14 protein-coding genes and 1 pseudogene are annotated in these 13,942 nt (G+C 38.8%); 9 read left to right on the forward strand and 6 right to left on the reverse strand.

All coding sequences use genetic code 11. The features are described 5' to 3' along the window. The first annotated feature begins 64 nt into the window (after nucleotides 1-64). Entirely contained in the window at nucleotides 65-436 is a 372-nt protein-coding gene (locus O3C63_04015; protein MDA0772091.1) for a hypothetical protein, read from the forward strand. Between the two features lie 115 nt (nucleotides 437-551). On the opposite strand, the gene O3C63_04020 is transcribed toward O3C63_04015, so the two are convergent. Together O3C63_04020 and rpmF are read right to left on the reverse strand one after the other, a co-directional pair. Then, the gene (locus O3C63_04020; GenBank protein MDA0772092.1) at nucleotides 552-1,466 is read right to left on the reverse strand and encodes an ABC transporter permease; all 915 of its coding nucleotides are present in this window, start codon (nucleotides 1,464-1,466) and stop codon (nucleotides 552-554) included. Nucleotides 1,467-1,492: 26 nt separating this feature from the next. Further along, nucleotides 1,493-1,675, reverse strand: coding sequence for a 50S ribosomal protein L32 (gene rpmF, locus O3C63_04025; protein ID MDA0772093.1), 183 nt, complete (start codon nucleotides 1,673-1,675; stop codon nucleotides 1,493-1,495). Nucleotides 1,676-1,799: 124 nt separating this feature from the next. Here rpmF and nadA point away from each other — a divergent pair, with 124 nt between their 5' ends. After that, a complete protein-coding gene (gene nadA / locus O3C63_04030; protein MDA0772094.1) occupies nucleotides 1,800-2,789 on the forward strand; it encodes a quinolinate synthase NadA in 990 nt (329 codons plus the stop codon). On the opposite strand, the gene O3C63_04035 is transcribed toward nadA, so the two are convergent. Next, nucleotides 2,779-3,723 carry a TIGR01212 family radical SAM protein gene (locus O3C63_04035; protein ID MDA0772095.1) on the reverse strand — a complete coding sequence of 315 codons (945 nt, stop codon included), beginning with the start codon at nucleotides 3,721-3,723 and terminating at the stop codon, nucleotides 2,779-2,781. The two genes, nadA and O3C63_04035, sit on opposite strands and share 11 nt — an antisense overlap. A gap of 108 nt (nucleotides 3,724-3,831) precedes the next feature. Between O3C63_04035 and O3C63_04040 the strand changes: the two genes are divergently transcribed. Together O3C63_04040 and O3C63_04045 are read left to right on the forward strand one after the other, a co-directional pair. Continuing rightward, complete coding sequence (locus O3C63_04040) at nucleotides 3,832-4,953, forward strand: ATP-binding protein (GenBank protein MDA0772096.1); 1,122 nt, start codon at nucleotides 3,832-3,834, stop codon at nucleotides 4,951-4,953. A gap of 65 nt (nucleotides 4,954-5,018) precedes the next feature. After that, a pseudogene (locus O3C63_04045) lies at nucleotides 5,019-5,495 on the forward strand (group 1 truncated hemoglobin). Here the strand turns inward: O3C63_04045 and O3C63_04050 are convergent. After that, nucleotides 5,490-6,077 carry a 2'-5' RNA ligase family protein gene (locus O3C63_04050; protein MDA0772097.1) on the reverse strand — a complete coding sequence of 196 codons (588 nt, stop codon included), beginning with the start codon at nucleotides 6,075-6,077 and terminating at the stop codon, nucleotides 5,490-5,492. The pseudogene O3C63_04045 and the gene O3C63_04050 overlap by 6 nt on opposite strands. Before the next feature lie 22 nt (nucleotides 6,078-6,099). Next, entirely contained in the window at nucleotides 6,100-6,693 is a 594-nt protein-coding gene (locus tag O3C63_04055; GenBank protein MDA0772098.1) for a hypothetical protein, read from the reverse strand. 221 nt (nucleotides 6,694-6,914) lie between these two features. Here O3C63_04055 and O3C63_04060 point away from each other — a divergent pair, with 221 nt between their 5' ends. The 4 genes from O3C63_04060 to O3C63_04075 all read left to right on the forward strand — a co-directional run bounded on the left by O3C63_04060 (nucleotide 6,915) and on the right by O3C63_04075 (nucleotide 11,029). After that, nucleotides 6,915-7,775, forward strand: coding sequence for a prolyl oligopeptidase family serine peptidase (locus O3C63_04060; GenBank protein ID MDA0772099.1), 861 nt, complete (start codon nucleotides 6,915-6,917; stop codon nucleotides 7,773-7,775). Nucleotides 7,776-8,187: 412 nt separating this feature from the next. Beyond that, the gene (locus tag O3C63_04065; protein MDA0772100.1) at nucleotides 8,188-9,387 is read left to right on the forward strand and encodes a type II toxin-antitoxin system HipA family toxin; all 1,200 of its coding nucleotides are present in this window, start codon (nucleotides 8,188-8,190) and stop codon (nucleotides 9,385-9,387) included. After that, a complete protein-coding gene (locus O3C63_04070) occupies nucleotides 9,351-9,887 on the forward strand; it encodes a helix-turn-helix transcriptional regulator (protein ID MDA0772101.1) in 537 nt (178 codons plus the stop codon). Before O3C63_04065 ends, O3C63_04070 begins: the two co-directional genes overlap by 37 nt. Before the next feature lie 119 nt (nucleotides 9,888-10,006). Then, nucleotides 10,007-11,029: a virulence RhuM family protein gene (locus tag O3C63_04075; protein ID MDA0772102.1), complete on the forward strand. Its 1,023-nt coding sequence runs from the start codon at nucleotides 10,007-10,009 to the stop codon at nucleotides 11,027-11,029. A 4-nt stretch (nucleotides 11,030-11,033) separates the two neighbouring features. On the opposite strand, the gene O3C63_04080 is transcribed toward O3C63_04075, so the two are convergent. Continuing rightward, complete coding sequence (locus tag O3C63_04080; GenBank protein ID MDA0772103.1) at nucleotides 11,034-11,441, reverse strand: hypothetical protein; 408 nt, start codon at nucleotides 11,439-11,441, stop codon at nucleotides 11,034-11,036. 1,019 nt (nucleotides 11,442-12,460) lie between these two features. On the opposite strand from O3C63_04080, the gene O3C63_04085 reads away from it, so the two are divergent. Continuing rightward, entirely contained in the window at nucleotides 12,461-13,789 is a 1,329-nt protein-coding gene (locus tag O3C63_04085) for a hypothetical protein (protein MDA0772104.1), read from the forward strand. Nucleotides 13,790-13,942 lie beyond the last annotated feature (153 nt).

Here is a 13,942-nt window from a genome sequence, read left to right on the forward strand (position 1 = left end):
CAATCAGGCAATACCCAGAGAAACACATTTGCATCAGGCTCTAGAGTCAGCGGTTTAGCAGATCGTGCAAGATCGTGCAAGATCGTTAAGATCTAATATTGGAGCTTCAAGATCTTCAGGAAGAAACTCTCTTTCATCAACCAATTTTAGACATGACACAAGGAATAGCCTTACCAATCTTACTCACCGTAATGATACACGCAATAGTCTTACCAATCTTACTCACCGTAATGATACACGCAATAGCCTTACCAATCTTACTCACCGCAACGATACACGCAATAGCCTCTCATCAACAGGTCGCTCAAACGATTCACGTAATCAATTAGGCGGCGGAGCATCTGGTAGAAGAGTTGGTGGACTAGGTTCATCAAGCGCCACTGGCAATAGAAGAGGCGGAGACTTTGGCTCAAGTTCTACAATACGTCGCCGTTAAACTGCAAAGTCCTAACCCTTATCTGGGCCGTGCTCTTGGTAATCTATCAGAACCTTTTATCATGGACCCGACTAGAAAACTTCGTTTTCAGCGTGTCCTCAATAATACGTCGCCGTTAAACTGCTTTGGGATTTAAGTAACGAATTAACAAATCAACAATTGTGTTAATAACAAGTAGCACTATTGAAAAAACAACTATCACTCCAGAGACCAAAAAATAATCCCTATTAGTAAACGCTGTCACAAAATACTTGCCCATTCCAGGCAAAGCAAAAATATACTCCACTACAAAAGAACCAGTAATCAAAATTGCAGCAATCGGACCGAGCACAGTAACAATCGGCACCAAAGAATTGCGCAGTCCGTGCTTAATCACTACATTCCAATAACTTAAGCCCTTGGCTAGAGCCGTCTTGATATGCTGTTTTGCAAGAGTCTCAATCATAGAAGAACGAGTGATTCGAGCGATATAAGCGCTCGGTGCAACAGCTAAAGTAAAAGCCGGCAATATAAAATACTCGGGACCTTCAAGCAAAGCAACAGGCAACCAGCCCAAACTAAGCGCAAAAATATAAATCAATATCCCTGCAAAAACAAAACTCGGCATCGACATTCCCAAGCTAGAAAAAGCAGAAGCTAATCTCCCCGACCAACTATTTGGGGCAAGTGCTGCGACTGTACCTAAGGACAATCCAAAAATGACGGCAATAATAAAAGCGAAAAAACCCAGCAGTAAAGATACCGGCAGCGCATCAGCTAAAATATCTCCTACATCACGGTCAGGATACTTAAGACTCGGTCCTAGATCAGCCTTGAGCAACAAGTTTGTAATATAAGAGCAATATTGCTGAAACAATGGTTTGTCTAAACCATATTTTTTTTCAAGTTTGAGGATGATTGCTGGAGAAAGCCGCTTACCTTCTTCAAAAGGATTACCTGGCAAACTGTGCAGCATAAAAAAACTCGCACTCACCAATAAAAAAAAGGTGAGTAGAATTGAGATTATTTTTTTAGATAAGTAACTGATCATTGACAAGACCTAGCCATAGCCTAGCGCTATTCAGAGTCAGTGTCTTTAAATTTGCGGCCGTTGTAAAAACCACATTCGCCACATACGTGATGAGGTCTTTTGACTGCACCACAGTTGTTGCAATTAGATACTTCTACTAATTTGCCTTTCCAGTTCGCTCTGCGCTGGTTTGTTCTCTGGTTTGAATGATTTTTCTTTGGTACTGCCATGATTTGGATCTCTTATGGGATATGATTCTAGCAAATCGCTTATCTCAAGGCCTCGCTTATATATTTACTTAATAATCGGGAAGCTAGCCCCCTTGACACTCGCTCCCTGCTATACTTATCCATTATGTCAACACTAATGGCGCAATCGGTAATCGATAGAACCGCAGAAAAACTAGAGTTATTTGCAAAAATCAAGGATTTAGCAAAAACCAAAAACGCAGTTATCCTAACACATATTTACCAAAGGCTTGAAGTCCAGCGAGTTGCTGATTATGTTGGTGACTCCCTAATGCTCTCAAAGCAGGCCCAAGAGACTGACGCAGATATCATTGTTTTTTGTGGTGTTCATTTTATGGCCGAAACAGCCAAGCTACTTAGCCCTAATAAAAAAGTTCTACTTCCTGATATACAATCAGGTTGCCCAATGGCAGACATGATCAATGTTGATGACCTGCGTGCTTTCAAAGCAGAACATCCAGGCGCACCTGTCGTTTGCTACGTAAACAGTTCAGCAGCAGTAAAAGCAGAGTCTGATATTTGTTGCACCTCAACCAATGCTGTTGATATTGTCAAATCACTTGATAGTCAAGAAGTCATTTTTGTACCAGACAAAGGACTTGGTGCCTGGGTTCAATACAAAGTACCAGAGAAAAAAATTCATATCTATGATGGTTTTTGTCCAACTCATTGGCAAATCACATCTACTGAAGTAGACAAACAAAGAATCATCAATCCTGAAGCAATCATAATCGCTCACCCAGAGTGCGATCCAGAAGTATGGCGCAGAGCGGATTTCGTTGGCAGCACTTCAGAAATCTACAAATTCGTCGAGCAGTCCGCTGGTCGCAAATTCATTATTCTTTCTGAGCAAGGTCTAGTTGCAAGAATGCAAGCTGACTTCCGTGAAAAAGATATCTCAACTGTGTTTCCATTACCACTTTGTCCCAACATGAAATATCATTCACTTGAAAATCTCTACAACGCATTGGATCAAGAGTTTACCGAGATTATTATCCCTGAACATATTTTAGCCCCAGCTAAATCAACTATCGACAAGATGATAGAGATTAGCAATAAGAAGGTAGTTTGGGCTGGACCGCAAATTACGGTCTAATGGCAACTTTCGCCCCTTGATAAACCTGATTATCTTCTAAGTACTTATAAAACTTATTCAAGAATAAATTCTTCATGCCATGATCAGCCCAAGCTGGAGCCACAAGCTCACCAATTTTGCCTTCGCCCATAACCCTTTGTATGGCAATCCCAGCTGGTATTCTACGAATAAATTCTGAAACGATAGGAATATAATCATCCTCACTTTCATAAAGCTCAAGCTCGCCATTTAAATAATCAATCTCCATCGCTGTGCCCTTAAACACACAAAGCTGATGAATTTTAATATCATCAATGGGGCACTGAGCTAACTTGTCAGCAGTCTGGTAAACCATCTCAGTAGTTTCACCAGGTAAACCAATAATCACATGAGTACAAATCCTCAAGAGTGGGTTCTTGCGGCGAGCAAGTCTATCTGCTGCATCTACAAAGTCCTCCCAAGTGTGAGCTCGGTTTACTTTCTCAAGTGTGATGTTGTGACTAGTTTGCACACCAATGTCAACCCAGACCTCAAGTCCCTTAGCCGTATACTCCTCCAACAAATCAATCACTTCTTCTGGCACACAATCAGGACGAGTACCAATTGCAAGCACCTTGACTTGCGGGTGATCAATCGCTTGATCATAAAGCCCGCGCAAATAATCTACATCAGCGTAAGTATTAGTAAAAGACTGAAAGTAAGCTATAAACTGCTCACAGTTAAAACGTTGACTTTGTTTTCTAATACCCTCTTCAAGCTGCTGCTTAATTGTCAGCCCTGCATTTTGCGCACCAGAACTAGAGCCATCATCAGTACAAAAAGTGCAACCGCCCGCTGACTTTGTACCGTCAATATTGGGACAAGTAAAGCCACCCTCAAGCGTGACCCGCTGAACCCGTCCGCCAAAGCGCTGTTTGAGATAGTCTTTGAGGCTGTAGTAGTGGGGCTGAGACATTGGCTCTCATTATACTAAGTATTGACAGAAACCAATATCTCGACTATTCCAGCACCAAAACAATAATAGTCACGACTATTCTCCATTCCAGGGTATAATAGTCGTAAGGTGAAACGATATCAAGAGAAACTGATACTTAAAGATCTTAAGCAAAAGCTGGTACTGCTTGTAGGCCCAAGACAATCAGGCAAAACTTGGCTTGCCAAAGAACTAGCCAAGCAGTTTAACAATTCAGTTTATTTAAATTATGATTCACAAGCTGATCGCAAAATTATTCAAGATGAATCGTGGCTGAATGATGTCGATTTGTTGATCTTTGATGAACTGCATAAAATGCCTGACTGGAAAAACTATCTCAAGGGTGTATACGATACCAAAACAGCCAATCTTAAAATCCTAGTCACGGGTAGTGCAAGACTTGATAGCTATGACCACATGGGTGATTCTTTAGCTGGAAGATATTTTAGACATCGCTTATTGCCACTGAGCCTCTCTGAACTGAAACAAACTAAGCAAGAAACTAATCTCAATAAATTATTACAATTTGGTGGCTTCCCAGAACCCTATCTGTCAGGGGATCTCAAGGAAGCTGCAAGATGGCGTCTGCAATATACTAATAGCTTACTTAGCACTGATGTGTTTGAATTTGATCAAATCCAGAATATTAAATCACTGCAATTGCTCTTTCACCTTCTCAAAGATAGAGTTGGTTCGCCTGTCTCTTACCAATCTCTCTCTGAAGATCTCAGTATCGCTCCAACTACTGTAAAAAAATATATTGAAATCCTTGAAGCCTTATTTATAATTTTCAGAGTCACACCTTTCTCAAACAATATTGCAAGAAGCATTCTGAAAGAACCAAAGATTTATTTTTTTGATAGTGCAATGATAGAAAATAATGAAGGAGCAAAGCTCGAGAACTTAGTTGCCATTAGTCTTCTTAAGTACTGTTATGCAATGGAGGATTACGAAGCCCAAGAATACAAGCTACATTATCTGAGGACCAAAGACGGACAGGAAGTGGACTTTGCTCTAGCCAACAATACTGAAATTCAATCCATAATCGAAGTCAAAAGTTCCCAAACACAAGTCGATAAATCTCTAATCAATTTCCACAAACGCTATGGTCCTAAAGCAATTCAGCTAGTTAGATCACTCAGAACCGACTTTCAAGCTGCAGACATAGAAGTTCTCAATCTCGAGAAATTTTTATCAAATTTACAATACTAAACTAAACCCTCATCTCCACCTTTTAGTGGATAGAGAAAATCCCTATACTTCCGACTTATTAACTAGTGAGTAAGGAAAGTCTCTATGATCGCCTTGGCGGCGCAGCAACTCTCAAAAAAGTCCACAAGACTTTTTATGATTACGTTTATAAGGATACTGAACTCTATTCCTATTTCAAGCATGTTGATTAAGAATTCATCGAAAACGTGCAAACCAATTTTATGACGGTCAACATGGGTGGACCACCCATTTATAGTGGACTTCGAGTCCAAGATGCTCACAGCTATATGTTTATCAAACAAGAACACCTCGAAGCGCGAGCCGAGTTCCTACGCAAAGCCCTAATAGAAAACAAAGTCCCAGAAGACTTGGCACAATCTTGGCTTAAAGTCGACCATGCTTTTTGGCAACAAATCGAGAAAAAGAGTCTTGCTGATTGCAAACGCAGGTATACCACTCAAGAGTTTTTGATTCCACCAAGCTTGGCTAGAGGAGCACAATCAATGCAGCTTCCTCCCGTCAAATCCAATGTAAAACTATAGTTCAAACTCAACTATTAATTTATTACAAGTACAGTAATCACCCAATTGATACAAAGCTAATTTACTAGTCTTAAAACTCATCGCTTCAATTTCAGGTAAATCACCAAAACCGATAGTTATATGCGGATCAAAGTCCTCACCAACACAGTCTGACTGAAAACGTCGAACCCAGCCTAAACAAGACTCACCCAAACCCTGGTCATAATCAGCAAAAATATCTGCTTGGTAATAATCCTGCAGGTGAGGTCGCATCAAAGCAACTGAGTCACGATGCAAATTCATTAAGCCATCTGTCTTCTCAATACTCAAGCCCATTGCGCTATCCGTTTTAAAACCAGCATCAAAAATCGAATCAAACTGCAATTCAAGTCCTTGATATTTTTTTGCGAGAACTTCAAGAGCTTGAGCTATAGCAGCTTCATCACCTGACTCAATTACTCCCATGCTCAAAGTCAAATGCGGCAGCGCATTAACAGGATTTAAATTAATTCTTCTATCTTCAAAACCAGCATTGAGCTGGTAGCAAAGATCAAGTACTGGCTGGGGAGGGATTACTACAATATCTAATGCTTTATAAATCACTTCAACAACTCTAGCAAAACTCTCACCTTTGAGCCATCACATAAGGAAACTCTTGCCTTGGTCCAGACCATCGATTTCTTGGTTGGTAACAAGCATTAGCAGAAGCAACAAAACTCGGCACATGATCAAAACTCAGTTGCTTAAAGGGTCCGAGGTCAGCGAGCTGCAAGCTACGTTGCTTAGTAATTTGAATTAAATTATCTAAATTAAATTCAATATAGCGTTTCTCTTTATCAGTATAATCAGAACCAAGATCATCTCGAACAAATGTCAAAAATTCAACTCGTTCTTTCACTGGCAAGTCATTAAATTTATTCAAAGCATCAGAAAGCAAAACCTGCGCTGCAAGCAAACATTTGCTCTGATGAATAAGTTCATTGCTACCATTACAAAGCCCAACTACACAACTAGACAAAAAATCCGTACTCTCTGGCTGCTTAGTCACTGCACCAGCTTGCCAATCATCAAACAAACGCAAGCCCTTGTTTATGACAGCAACAAACTCAGGTTTAGTTCTGTGCAAACGTGAATCCACAGCTCGGTGAACCGCTTCTGGAGCTACGACTTGATCTAGACTATCTCCCCTGAGGGTAGAAAGTGCTATTAGTGCCACCAAACTTAAAGGTCGAATTCTAATAGACTCATTGCGAAAGCCCCCTCGAGCTTCACTACGAAGTTTTGCAGGATATCTAAATTCATTATCTACGTTGACAATAGATCTATTATATAAGATCTTTGTAAAATTGGCATTAGACCTGTTTCAAAACAAGTCTATTGTATACTTTCAGGATAACAACTGTGCAGAACCCAGTTTATTATCACCTTATAATTGAAACAATGAACAAAACCCAATCACCAAATCCACTTGCAGCCAAAGTCCAAGACTGGGCATATGGTTTTCTTCATAGCCCAGCTAGTTATGATGGCAAGACTGCTAGTGACATTATCAAAGCGGAGATACAAGAAGCGCAAACTATTTTCAAAAGAGAGCTTCCCAAGCGCAAAGCAAGTGCAACAATGCAAACCGTAAGAACTCAAGACGGGCTTGAACTAGCTTATTGGTTTATCAGCAAAGCTCAAAACACGAAAGTCAAAATTCTTTTACATGGCTCAGGCGGCAACTTTGCCAAAGCCGATAGAGCAGTTGCCTTATTAGATCGCGGATTCAATATCGCAATGATTAGCTATCGCGGTCACTCAGGCAATCCCGGCAAAGCCGATCAAAGATCTATCATCAATGACGTCACAGCAACAATCCAAGCCATCATGCTTGACTATCCAATGCAAGAAATATACCTAGAAGGAAGTTCACTGGGTACTTCTATTCTGGCTCACTCACTCAAACGAATCTATCAAGATGCGCCAACAGGCGAGCAGTTTGCCAGCCTGTTACTTAAAGCTGCTCCTCTCAATCTCAAGGACCGAGATCAAGACACCATCAATAGTCTCAAAGCCGCCGGCATCGACGCCAATCGCGCTCAGCCATTGCTTAACAAACTATGGAACCAAGAAGACGCCTACTCCAAAATCCGCGCAGCTGAAATTATCATCGTCCACGGCAGCCTAGATGACGTAGTTCCAGTTGAACACGCCAGCAAAATCAAAGATATACTGGCACGTAACAATTCAAATATAACTTTGCGAATTATTGATGGCGAGGGACATCAATTGAATTTGAATCAGTATGGGGTTTGGTAGATTACCGCTTACGTAACGAAACTAAGATTCTTTAGTCCTATGCTGATTCAGCCTTTGCATCCCAGGCGATAAACTGTAGGTTCCATATCTACCCCCTGGTGCACTCATTAAATTGTTTCGTCTGGATGGTTTATCAGTAATAGCAGTAAAAGCAAGTTCCTTCATGTCTGGATCATGCTTAAGTGCGCTCCATGGAAGGTACCCCTTAAACTGTAGAACTATTGTTCAGTTTAAGGGGTACCTTCCTTTATTTCGTCTCAGAACGTTAAATTATCAAATATAATTGATATCTATACTAATTTTATCGTAAATATCAAATAAGATTGATATTTAATATTAAAATGACAATTATTACAAATATATTTGATATTTGATTGGATTCTGCGGTATAATATCCAATATATTTGATATTATGGCAGACAATAGTTGGGCTAAAGTTTATTTTCGAAACAAGGAGAGCCTTGCTGGCATTTTAGAGCAAAGGCCAGGTGGTGATTATTTATTTGTTTATGATGAAGAATTTCAAAAGCAAGGGATCTCTATTTCAACTCGATTGCCTGTAAGTAGAAGAGAACACTTGAGTCAAAATGTTTTGCACCCGTTTTTCGATAATTTAATTGCAGAAGGTCCATTAGCGAAGATGCAAGCCAAAGCAATAGGAGCTAAAGAAACTGATCGTTTTAAATTATTAATGGCTTTTGGTTATGATTTGATTGGTGCAGTAACAATTGTTGACCCGAATCCTAATTACGAAATCAAAATTGATACAGAAGATTATTTCCATGAACTTAGTCTACGTGCGCGAGCTTCTATCTCTGGTGTTCAACCAAAATTACTTGTAGTAAAGAAGGGGACTGATTTTCATCCAGTAATTTATAAAGAAGCTTCTACTCACATTGCAAAATTATCAGGAGGTCAATATCCATTAATAGTTGAGAATGAATTTTTGACTATGAAAACAACCGAGATTCTTTTATTCAATGATCAAGTTGCCGAAGTCGAGATATCAGAACTTGAAGGTTTAGGGCAAACACTCTTCGTGAAAAGGTTTGACAGAAATGCAAATGGAGAGAAATTAGCTTTTGAAGAATTTACTCAGCTATTGAATATTGAATCTAGCGATAAATATGATGGTGGAACTTACCAGGGTATGGCTGACTATATGAATCAAAGTCGCCTCTGTACTAAGGCTGATGTGGAGAAATTACTGAGAAGAATTCTTGCCTGTATTTTACTGGGTAATACTGATGCACATTTGAAAAACTTTGCTATGTTCCGTGAAAAAGATGCCTTAAACCTTACTCCAATCTACGATATGGTTTTTGCGAACTATTATGATGGTGTTGATTACATGGCCTTGTCTCTCAGACCAAATGAAGACAAACCAAAAATGAAAGACCTTAAATCTAAACATCTTCAGATCTTGTCTGAGAGTTTTGGTTTCAGTGAGAGAGTGCTTTTGAATATAGTCAAGGATTTTGAGAAGCGTTTGGATTTGATTTATCAATTTATCGAAAGCGAAACGCAGATCAATTCGGGCTTAAGGAACAAATTTAAGGAGTATATAGAAAAAAGATGGAACGGATTATTCAGCAATATTGGTCAAAAGTAGTAACCAAGATTAAAGCCAAAAGAAAAGTAGAGAATATTACCCAGAAAGATCTTTCTGCAGTAACTGGAATAAGCTCCCAGACTATTTCAAGACTGGAACAGTCAGATGAGAATATTCAACTCTCTACTATACTTGGAATTTGTGATAGCTTGCGTTTACGGCTAGATATTCAAGAACCATATTCTTTTCGTTTGATGATTTTTAAAATACTTGTTGATGGTGTCAAACAAGATCCTTATTTTTTTTCTGCCATGCTACACAACTGTGATCCAGGACATCCGGTCTATGCATTTGGTTCCAAAGGAGATCAATACTCCTTCCCGCAAGATGATAATGAGAACAAAAATCCAGTTTTTCAATTCATGAAAAGTGTTTCAGAAAACATGCTAGAGTACGAGGAGCTTTGGGAAAAATATCCTCCAATAACAACTTGGCAAGAGTTTTGTGAGCTGATTTACACAAGTTATAAGAATAAATACCAGGAGAGGTTTCGAGTTTAATAAATGGCACCCCACAATGGATTGTTTCAGCGACTTTGAGCAAGAATTTAACATTGATATTGTAGTAATTAAGAGACTTTTAGACATGCTAGTATGTATGTAAGTGTCCGAGATTTTAAATGAGCAAAGAGAGCAAGAAAAACAGATTACAAATCAGAAACAGCACCGCTGAATTTCTGATCTTCACTTCTCAAGCTCAAGAGCACAGTATAGAAGTCCGATATGAAGATGAGACTATTTGGTTGTCTCAAAAGTTAATGGCTGAGTTGTTTGATGTCAATGTTCGTACTGTAAGCGAACACCTTCAAAACATTTTTGCAGATGGTGAGTTGGACCAAGATTCAGTTATCCGGAAATTCCGGACAACTGCCTCGGATGGCAAAACCTATGATACCCAATTTTATAACTTGGATGCCATTATCTCTGTTGGTTATAGAGTTAATTCCAAAAGAGCGACTCAGTTTCGACAGTGGGCAACTCAAGTGCTTAAAGAATTTGCTATCAAAGGTTATGTCTTAGACAAGAAGAGACTTGAAAATGGTAGCTATCTTGGCGAAGACTATTTTGAGAAGTTACTTGAAGACATTAGAGAGATTCGCCTTAGTGAGCGCAAATTCTACCAAAAAATTACAGATATTTATACAACCAGTGTTGATTACAATAAAGATGCACCAACTACAAAAGAATTCTTTGCTAAGGTACAGAATAAAATGCATTACGCAATTCATGGTCACACTGCCGCTGAATTAATAGTGGAGCGGGCTGATAGTAATAAGCCTTTTATGGGACTTACAAACTGGGAGAATAGTCCTGGTGGCAAAATCCTCAAAACAGACATAAGCATCGCTAAAAACTATTTAACTAAAGAAGAAATAGAATCTTTAGGACGAATCGTCAATGCCTATTTGGAATTAGCGGAGGATAAAGCTAAGCGTAAAATTCCAATGACAATGGAGGATTGGTCTCAAAGGCTTGATAAGTTTTTGGAGTTTGATGACAGGGCAGTTCTACAAGATGCTGGTAGGGTTAGTGCTGAAATTGCTCGAGATCATGCTGCTAGTGAGTTTGAAAAATATCGAATCGTTCAAGATAGACTGTTTGAATCTGATTTTGATAAAGAAGTGAAGAAGTTTTTGGAGTAAGAAACTAGGAACGGCGATGCGTCTTCACGTCTACAATAAGTGCATTGCTAGTTTCCCGATCAATCGTTACACCTGTTTCATCACTAATACCTGCAGGCATAGTTTCTTTCTTAAAAGTAACGGATTTAATTAAAAGTTTCTTATCGCGTTCAATGAAATCCTGAGATAAGCGGGCAGACAAGAATTCAGGACTAAAAAAATTAAAGGCATTTCCAATAGTATCAAAATCTTGTGCCTGCAATCCCATAAATTTCAAGTAATCAGCAAATGTATGACCACCTTCATCAAGCATACTCTTTAATTCTCCAACATTATATTTATAATGACTCGTACTATAGAGTCCATTTGTTTCCCCATTTAATCTAAACTCAACAGCATCAAGGTCTGGATTTTGCTCGCAAACAGAAGCCATTCCTTGTTCAACAGCTGTTACTATTTCCTAACCATGCTCAGCTTGGATTGAAATCACTTGAAACACGATGTTTTCCTTTTCTCTAACGTTTAATTGTTGACTCTCCTATCTCATATTCATCGGCTAGCTTTTTTAAAGACTCACCTTTCTCTAGACGAAGCATTACTGTAAATACCATTTCGTCGCTAATATGTGATTTATTCTTCATTACCTGTCTAGTATAATGAGTGCACTACAATGCGGCCCCTATTTCTTTAAACCCTTGGCTAGGTAGCTGCCTGCTAAGCCCACAGACACTAAGCTAAAAAAACTAAACGGAAGCAAGGAGGCATAGCCGACGCGCTAGTAATACACGAGGCTCAATTGCTATTGGAGTTCCTCGGAAATTCTTGTATAGGTTTTGGATTAGTCTATTCAGGGCTTGGAAAGATTTTGTTTCTTGCTTGATGCGTTAATTACCTTGTTTTCAATTTGAAAACGTTGATTTCTAATTGCGATACAATAGCTTTTAAAGTCTTTACTCTAATTTTAAGAGTATCTGCATTAACTTTATGATTAATTGCAATCATTGGAGGCATTGCTGCAATTAGTGAATGAATCAGAGGGCTATTTGGATCACTAGAGGGAAGTCTTGGACAAGTGCAAACTTACTTGGAAGAATAAAGGCAATCAATTTATTTATTTGGGGACTAGATTGATAAACAACTACTCTAGATGGAGCAGCAAAGGGACTGACTGGATAATGAGGGCAGAGATTAGACGAGTGACTACAGTAGCTTAATTCAAAAAATCCTTTAATTGACAGTAATACGTAATAGCTGAATTCTTGTCGGAAATGGCCGGATAAGAAATCGCAGAAACTGGAAAGCAGCTTGCATGTACCGGAAAGCAATCTACTTGAGCTGGAAACCCAATGATAGTGCTAGAATTGTTAAAAATCGAATAAATTGTTAAATTCTTGACTATTTGTTCACCCCCCCCTTGACATCACCAGACGGGACGTGTTATTTTAATAAGCTATGAAGATTCCTGAGATAATATTTAGAGATAGTATTAACGCACAGAGGCTGGTAGGTGCAGTAATTTCTGATCATGAAGGGGAACTTGGTAAATTAACTCTAAAAGATGGAGATAACTGTCTACAAGTAGAAAATAGTTGCACACCACTAAAATCGTCAGATATACAAACCTTGGAACTTAGTTTTAATAATGAAACTCAAAGAAGAGTTGGTGAGGTCTTTGCATTTGCTAGTGGCGGAGATCTTTCAGAAAAAAGAACAGGAGCGGGTGATAACAAATTAGCTTACTTACAGTCTTTACTAACTACTATAAAAGAAGAGAATATTCAGTTTAATTTACATGGTGTTTGTAGGTTTATGGATAATCTAGTAAGAACAGAAGGATCTCTAGTAGCTTCTTCCGCTGAAAGAGAAATAAAGGATTTTATCAGAGAAGAGCTTGTTCCAGAATTAATTGGTAGAGAAATTCAAGGTTCTGGATTAAATTTAGCGTTGGTTATGACAAAGAACGACCTTGAACCCTTAAGAGATGATCGCTATGATTCTTTTAAAGTTTTAATTGATGAAGACGCAAAAGATCGTGCATTGAAAAGAGCATTAGGATTAGAAACGGATGAAGTCAGAGATATCATTGCTAGCTTAGAAGCAATGGATTCAGTAAATACATCTGCTGTAGATATTGTTACAAATGTAATCAAACTATGTGACCTAACGTTGAAACATTTTGGAGCAGAAGTTAATGAGCAAGAAGTAAGTTACCCACCTAAAAAGATACTCTTGTATGGAGAAGAAGATTTTGACAAGCAAATTCCCATCTTAGCTCGTTACTTGCCAGCAGGTGTGGCAGAATTTGTACTTAATGTCTATACTTATATTGATAGAATTCCTTCTGCAGATAGAGCCCCTTATTTTCGTGCATTGGAAGAGAGTGGTGGAGACGATGATCCCTTAGTTAGAGATTTTAAAATGAACTTTCTCTATGAGCAGTTGAAGGAAGGCATAATTGACGAAGATGGTAAGGAAGAATTGGCTGAATTAGTTCTTGATAAACATGGTTATTGTAGCGATGGGTTGATAGAGTGTATTATTAACGGTGATTATGGCGCACTAATCGACGAGTTTACTGTAGATGATTCGCGTGATCTAGTGGAATTAAAATCTCTTGCATATGATTTGGAAGATTTGGTTAATGTCGGACATCTTCGAGCTTATATAGATGCTATAGAACCTGTAGTTGAAGCAATGTCTTTAAATGGATCCCATTCTGATTATATGGCTGCTATAGACAAGGCTGTAGATAATATAAAAGACGCTGATCACCGAAATTAAAGTGCCCTTAAGTCACAAAAACAGAAAAACAGTAAAGCCATAATTAGTTATCAACCTAATAACGGGGCCGCATTGTAGTGCACCCATTATACTAGACAGGTAATGAAGAATAAATCACATATTAGCGACGAAATGGTATTTACAGTAATGCTT

The sequence above is a fragment of the Cyanobacteriota bacterium genome, from assembly GCA_027618255.1.
GTDB lineage: Bacteria > Cyanobacteriota > Vampirovibrionia > LMEP-6097 > LMEP-6097 > JABHOV01.

Excerpts from the sequence above, each read along its gene's own strand:
- O3C63_04020 (MDA0772092.1), bottom strand. The coding sequence starts at position 1,466 with ATGATCAGTTACTTATCTAAAAAAATAATCTCAATTCTACTCACCTTT.
- rpmF (MDA0772093.1), bottom strand. The coding sequence starts at position 1,675 with ATGGCAGTACCAAAGAAAAATCATTCAAACCAGAGAACAAACCAGCGC.
- nadA (MDA0772094.1), top strand. The coding sequence starts at position 1,800 with ATGTCAACACTAATGGCGCAATCGGTAATCGATAGAACCGCAGAAAAA.
- O3C63_04035 (MDA0772095.1), bottom strand. The coding sequence starts at position 3,723 with ATGTCTCAGCCCCACTACTACAGCCTCAAAGACTATCTCAAACAGCGC.
- O3C63_04060 (MDA0772099.1), top strand. The coding sequence starts at position 6,915 with ATGAACAAAACCCAATCACCAAATCCACTTGCAGCCAAAGTCCAAGAC.
- O3C63_04065 (MDA0772100.1), top strand. The coding sequence starts at position 8,188 with ATGGCAGACAATAGTTGGGCTAAAGTTTATTTTCGAAACAAGGAGAGC.
- O3C63_04070 (MDA0772101.1), top strand. The coding sequence starts at position 9,351 with ATGGAACGGATTATTCAGCAATATTGGTCAAAAGTAGTAACCAAGATT.
- O3C63_04075 (MDA0772102.1), top strand. The coding sequence starts at position 10,007 with ATGAGCAAAGAGAGCAAGAAAAACAGATTACAAATCAGAAACAGCACC.
- O3C63_04080 (MDA0772103.1), bottom strand. The coding sequence starts at position 11,441 with ATGGCTTCTGTTTGCGAGCAAAATCCAGACCTTGATGCTGTTGAGTTT.
- O3C63_04085 (MDA0772104.1), top strand. The coding sequence starts at position 12,461 with ATGAAGATTCCTGAGATAATATTTAGAGATAGTATTAACGCACAGAGG.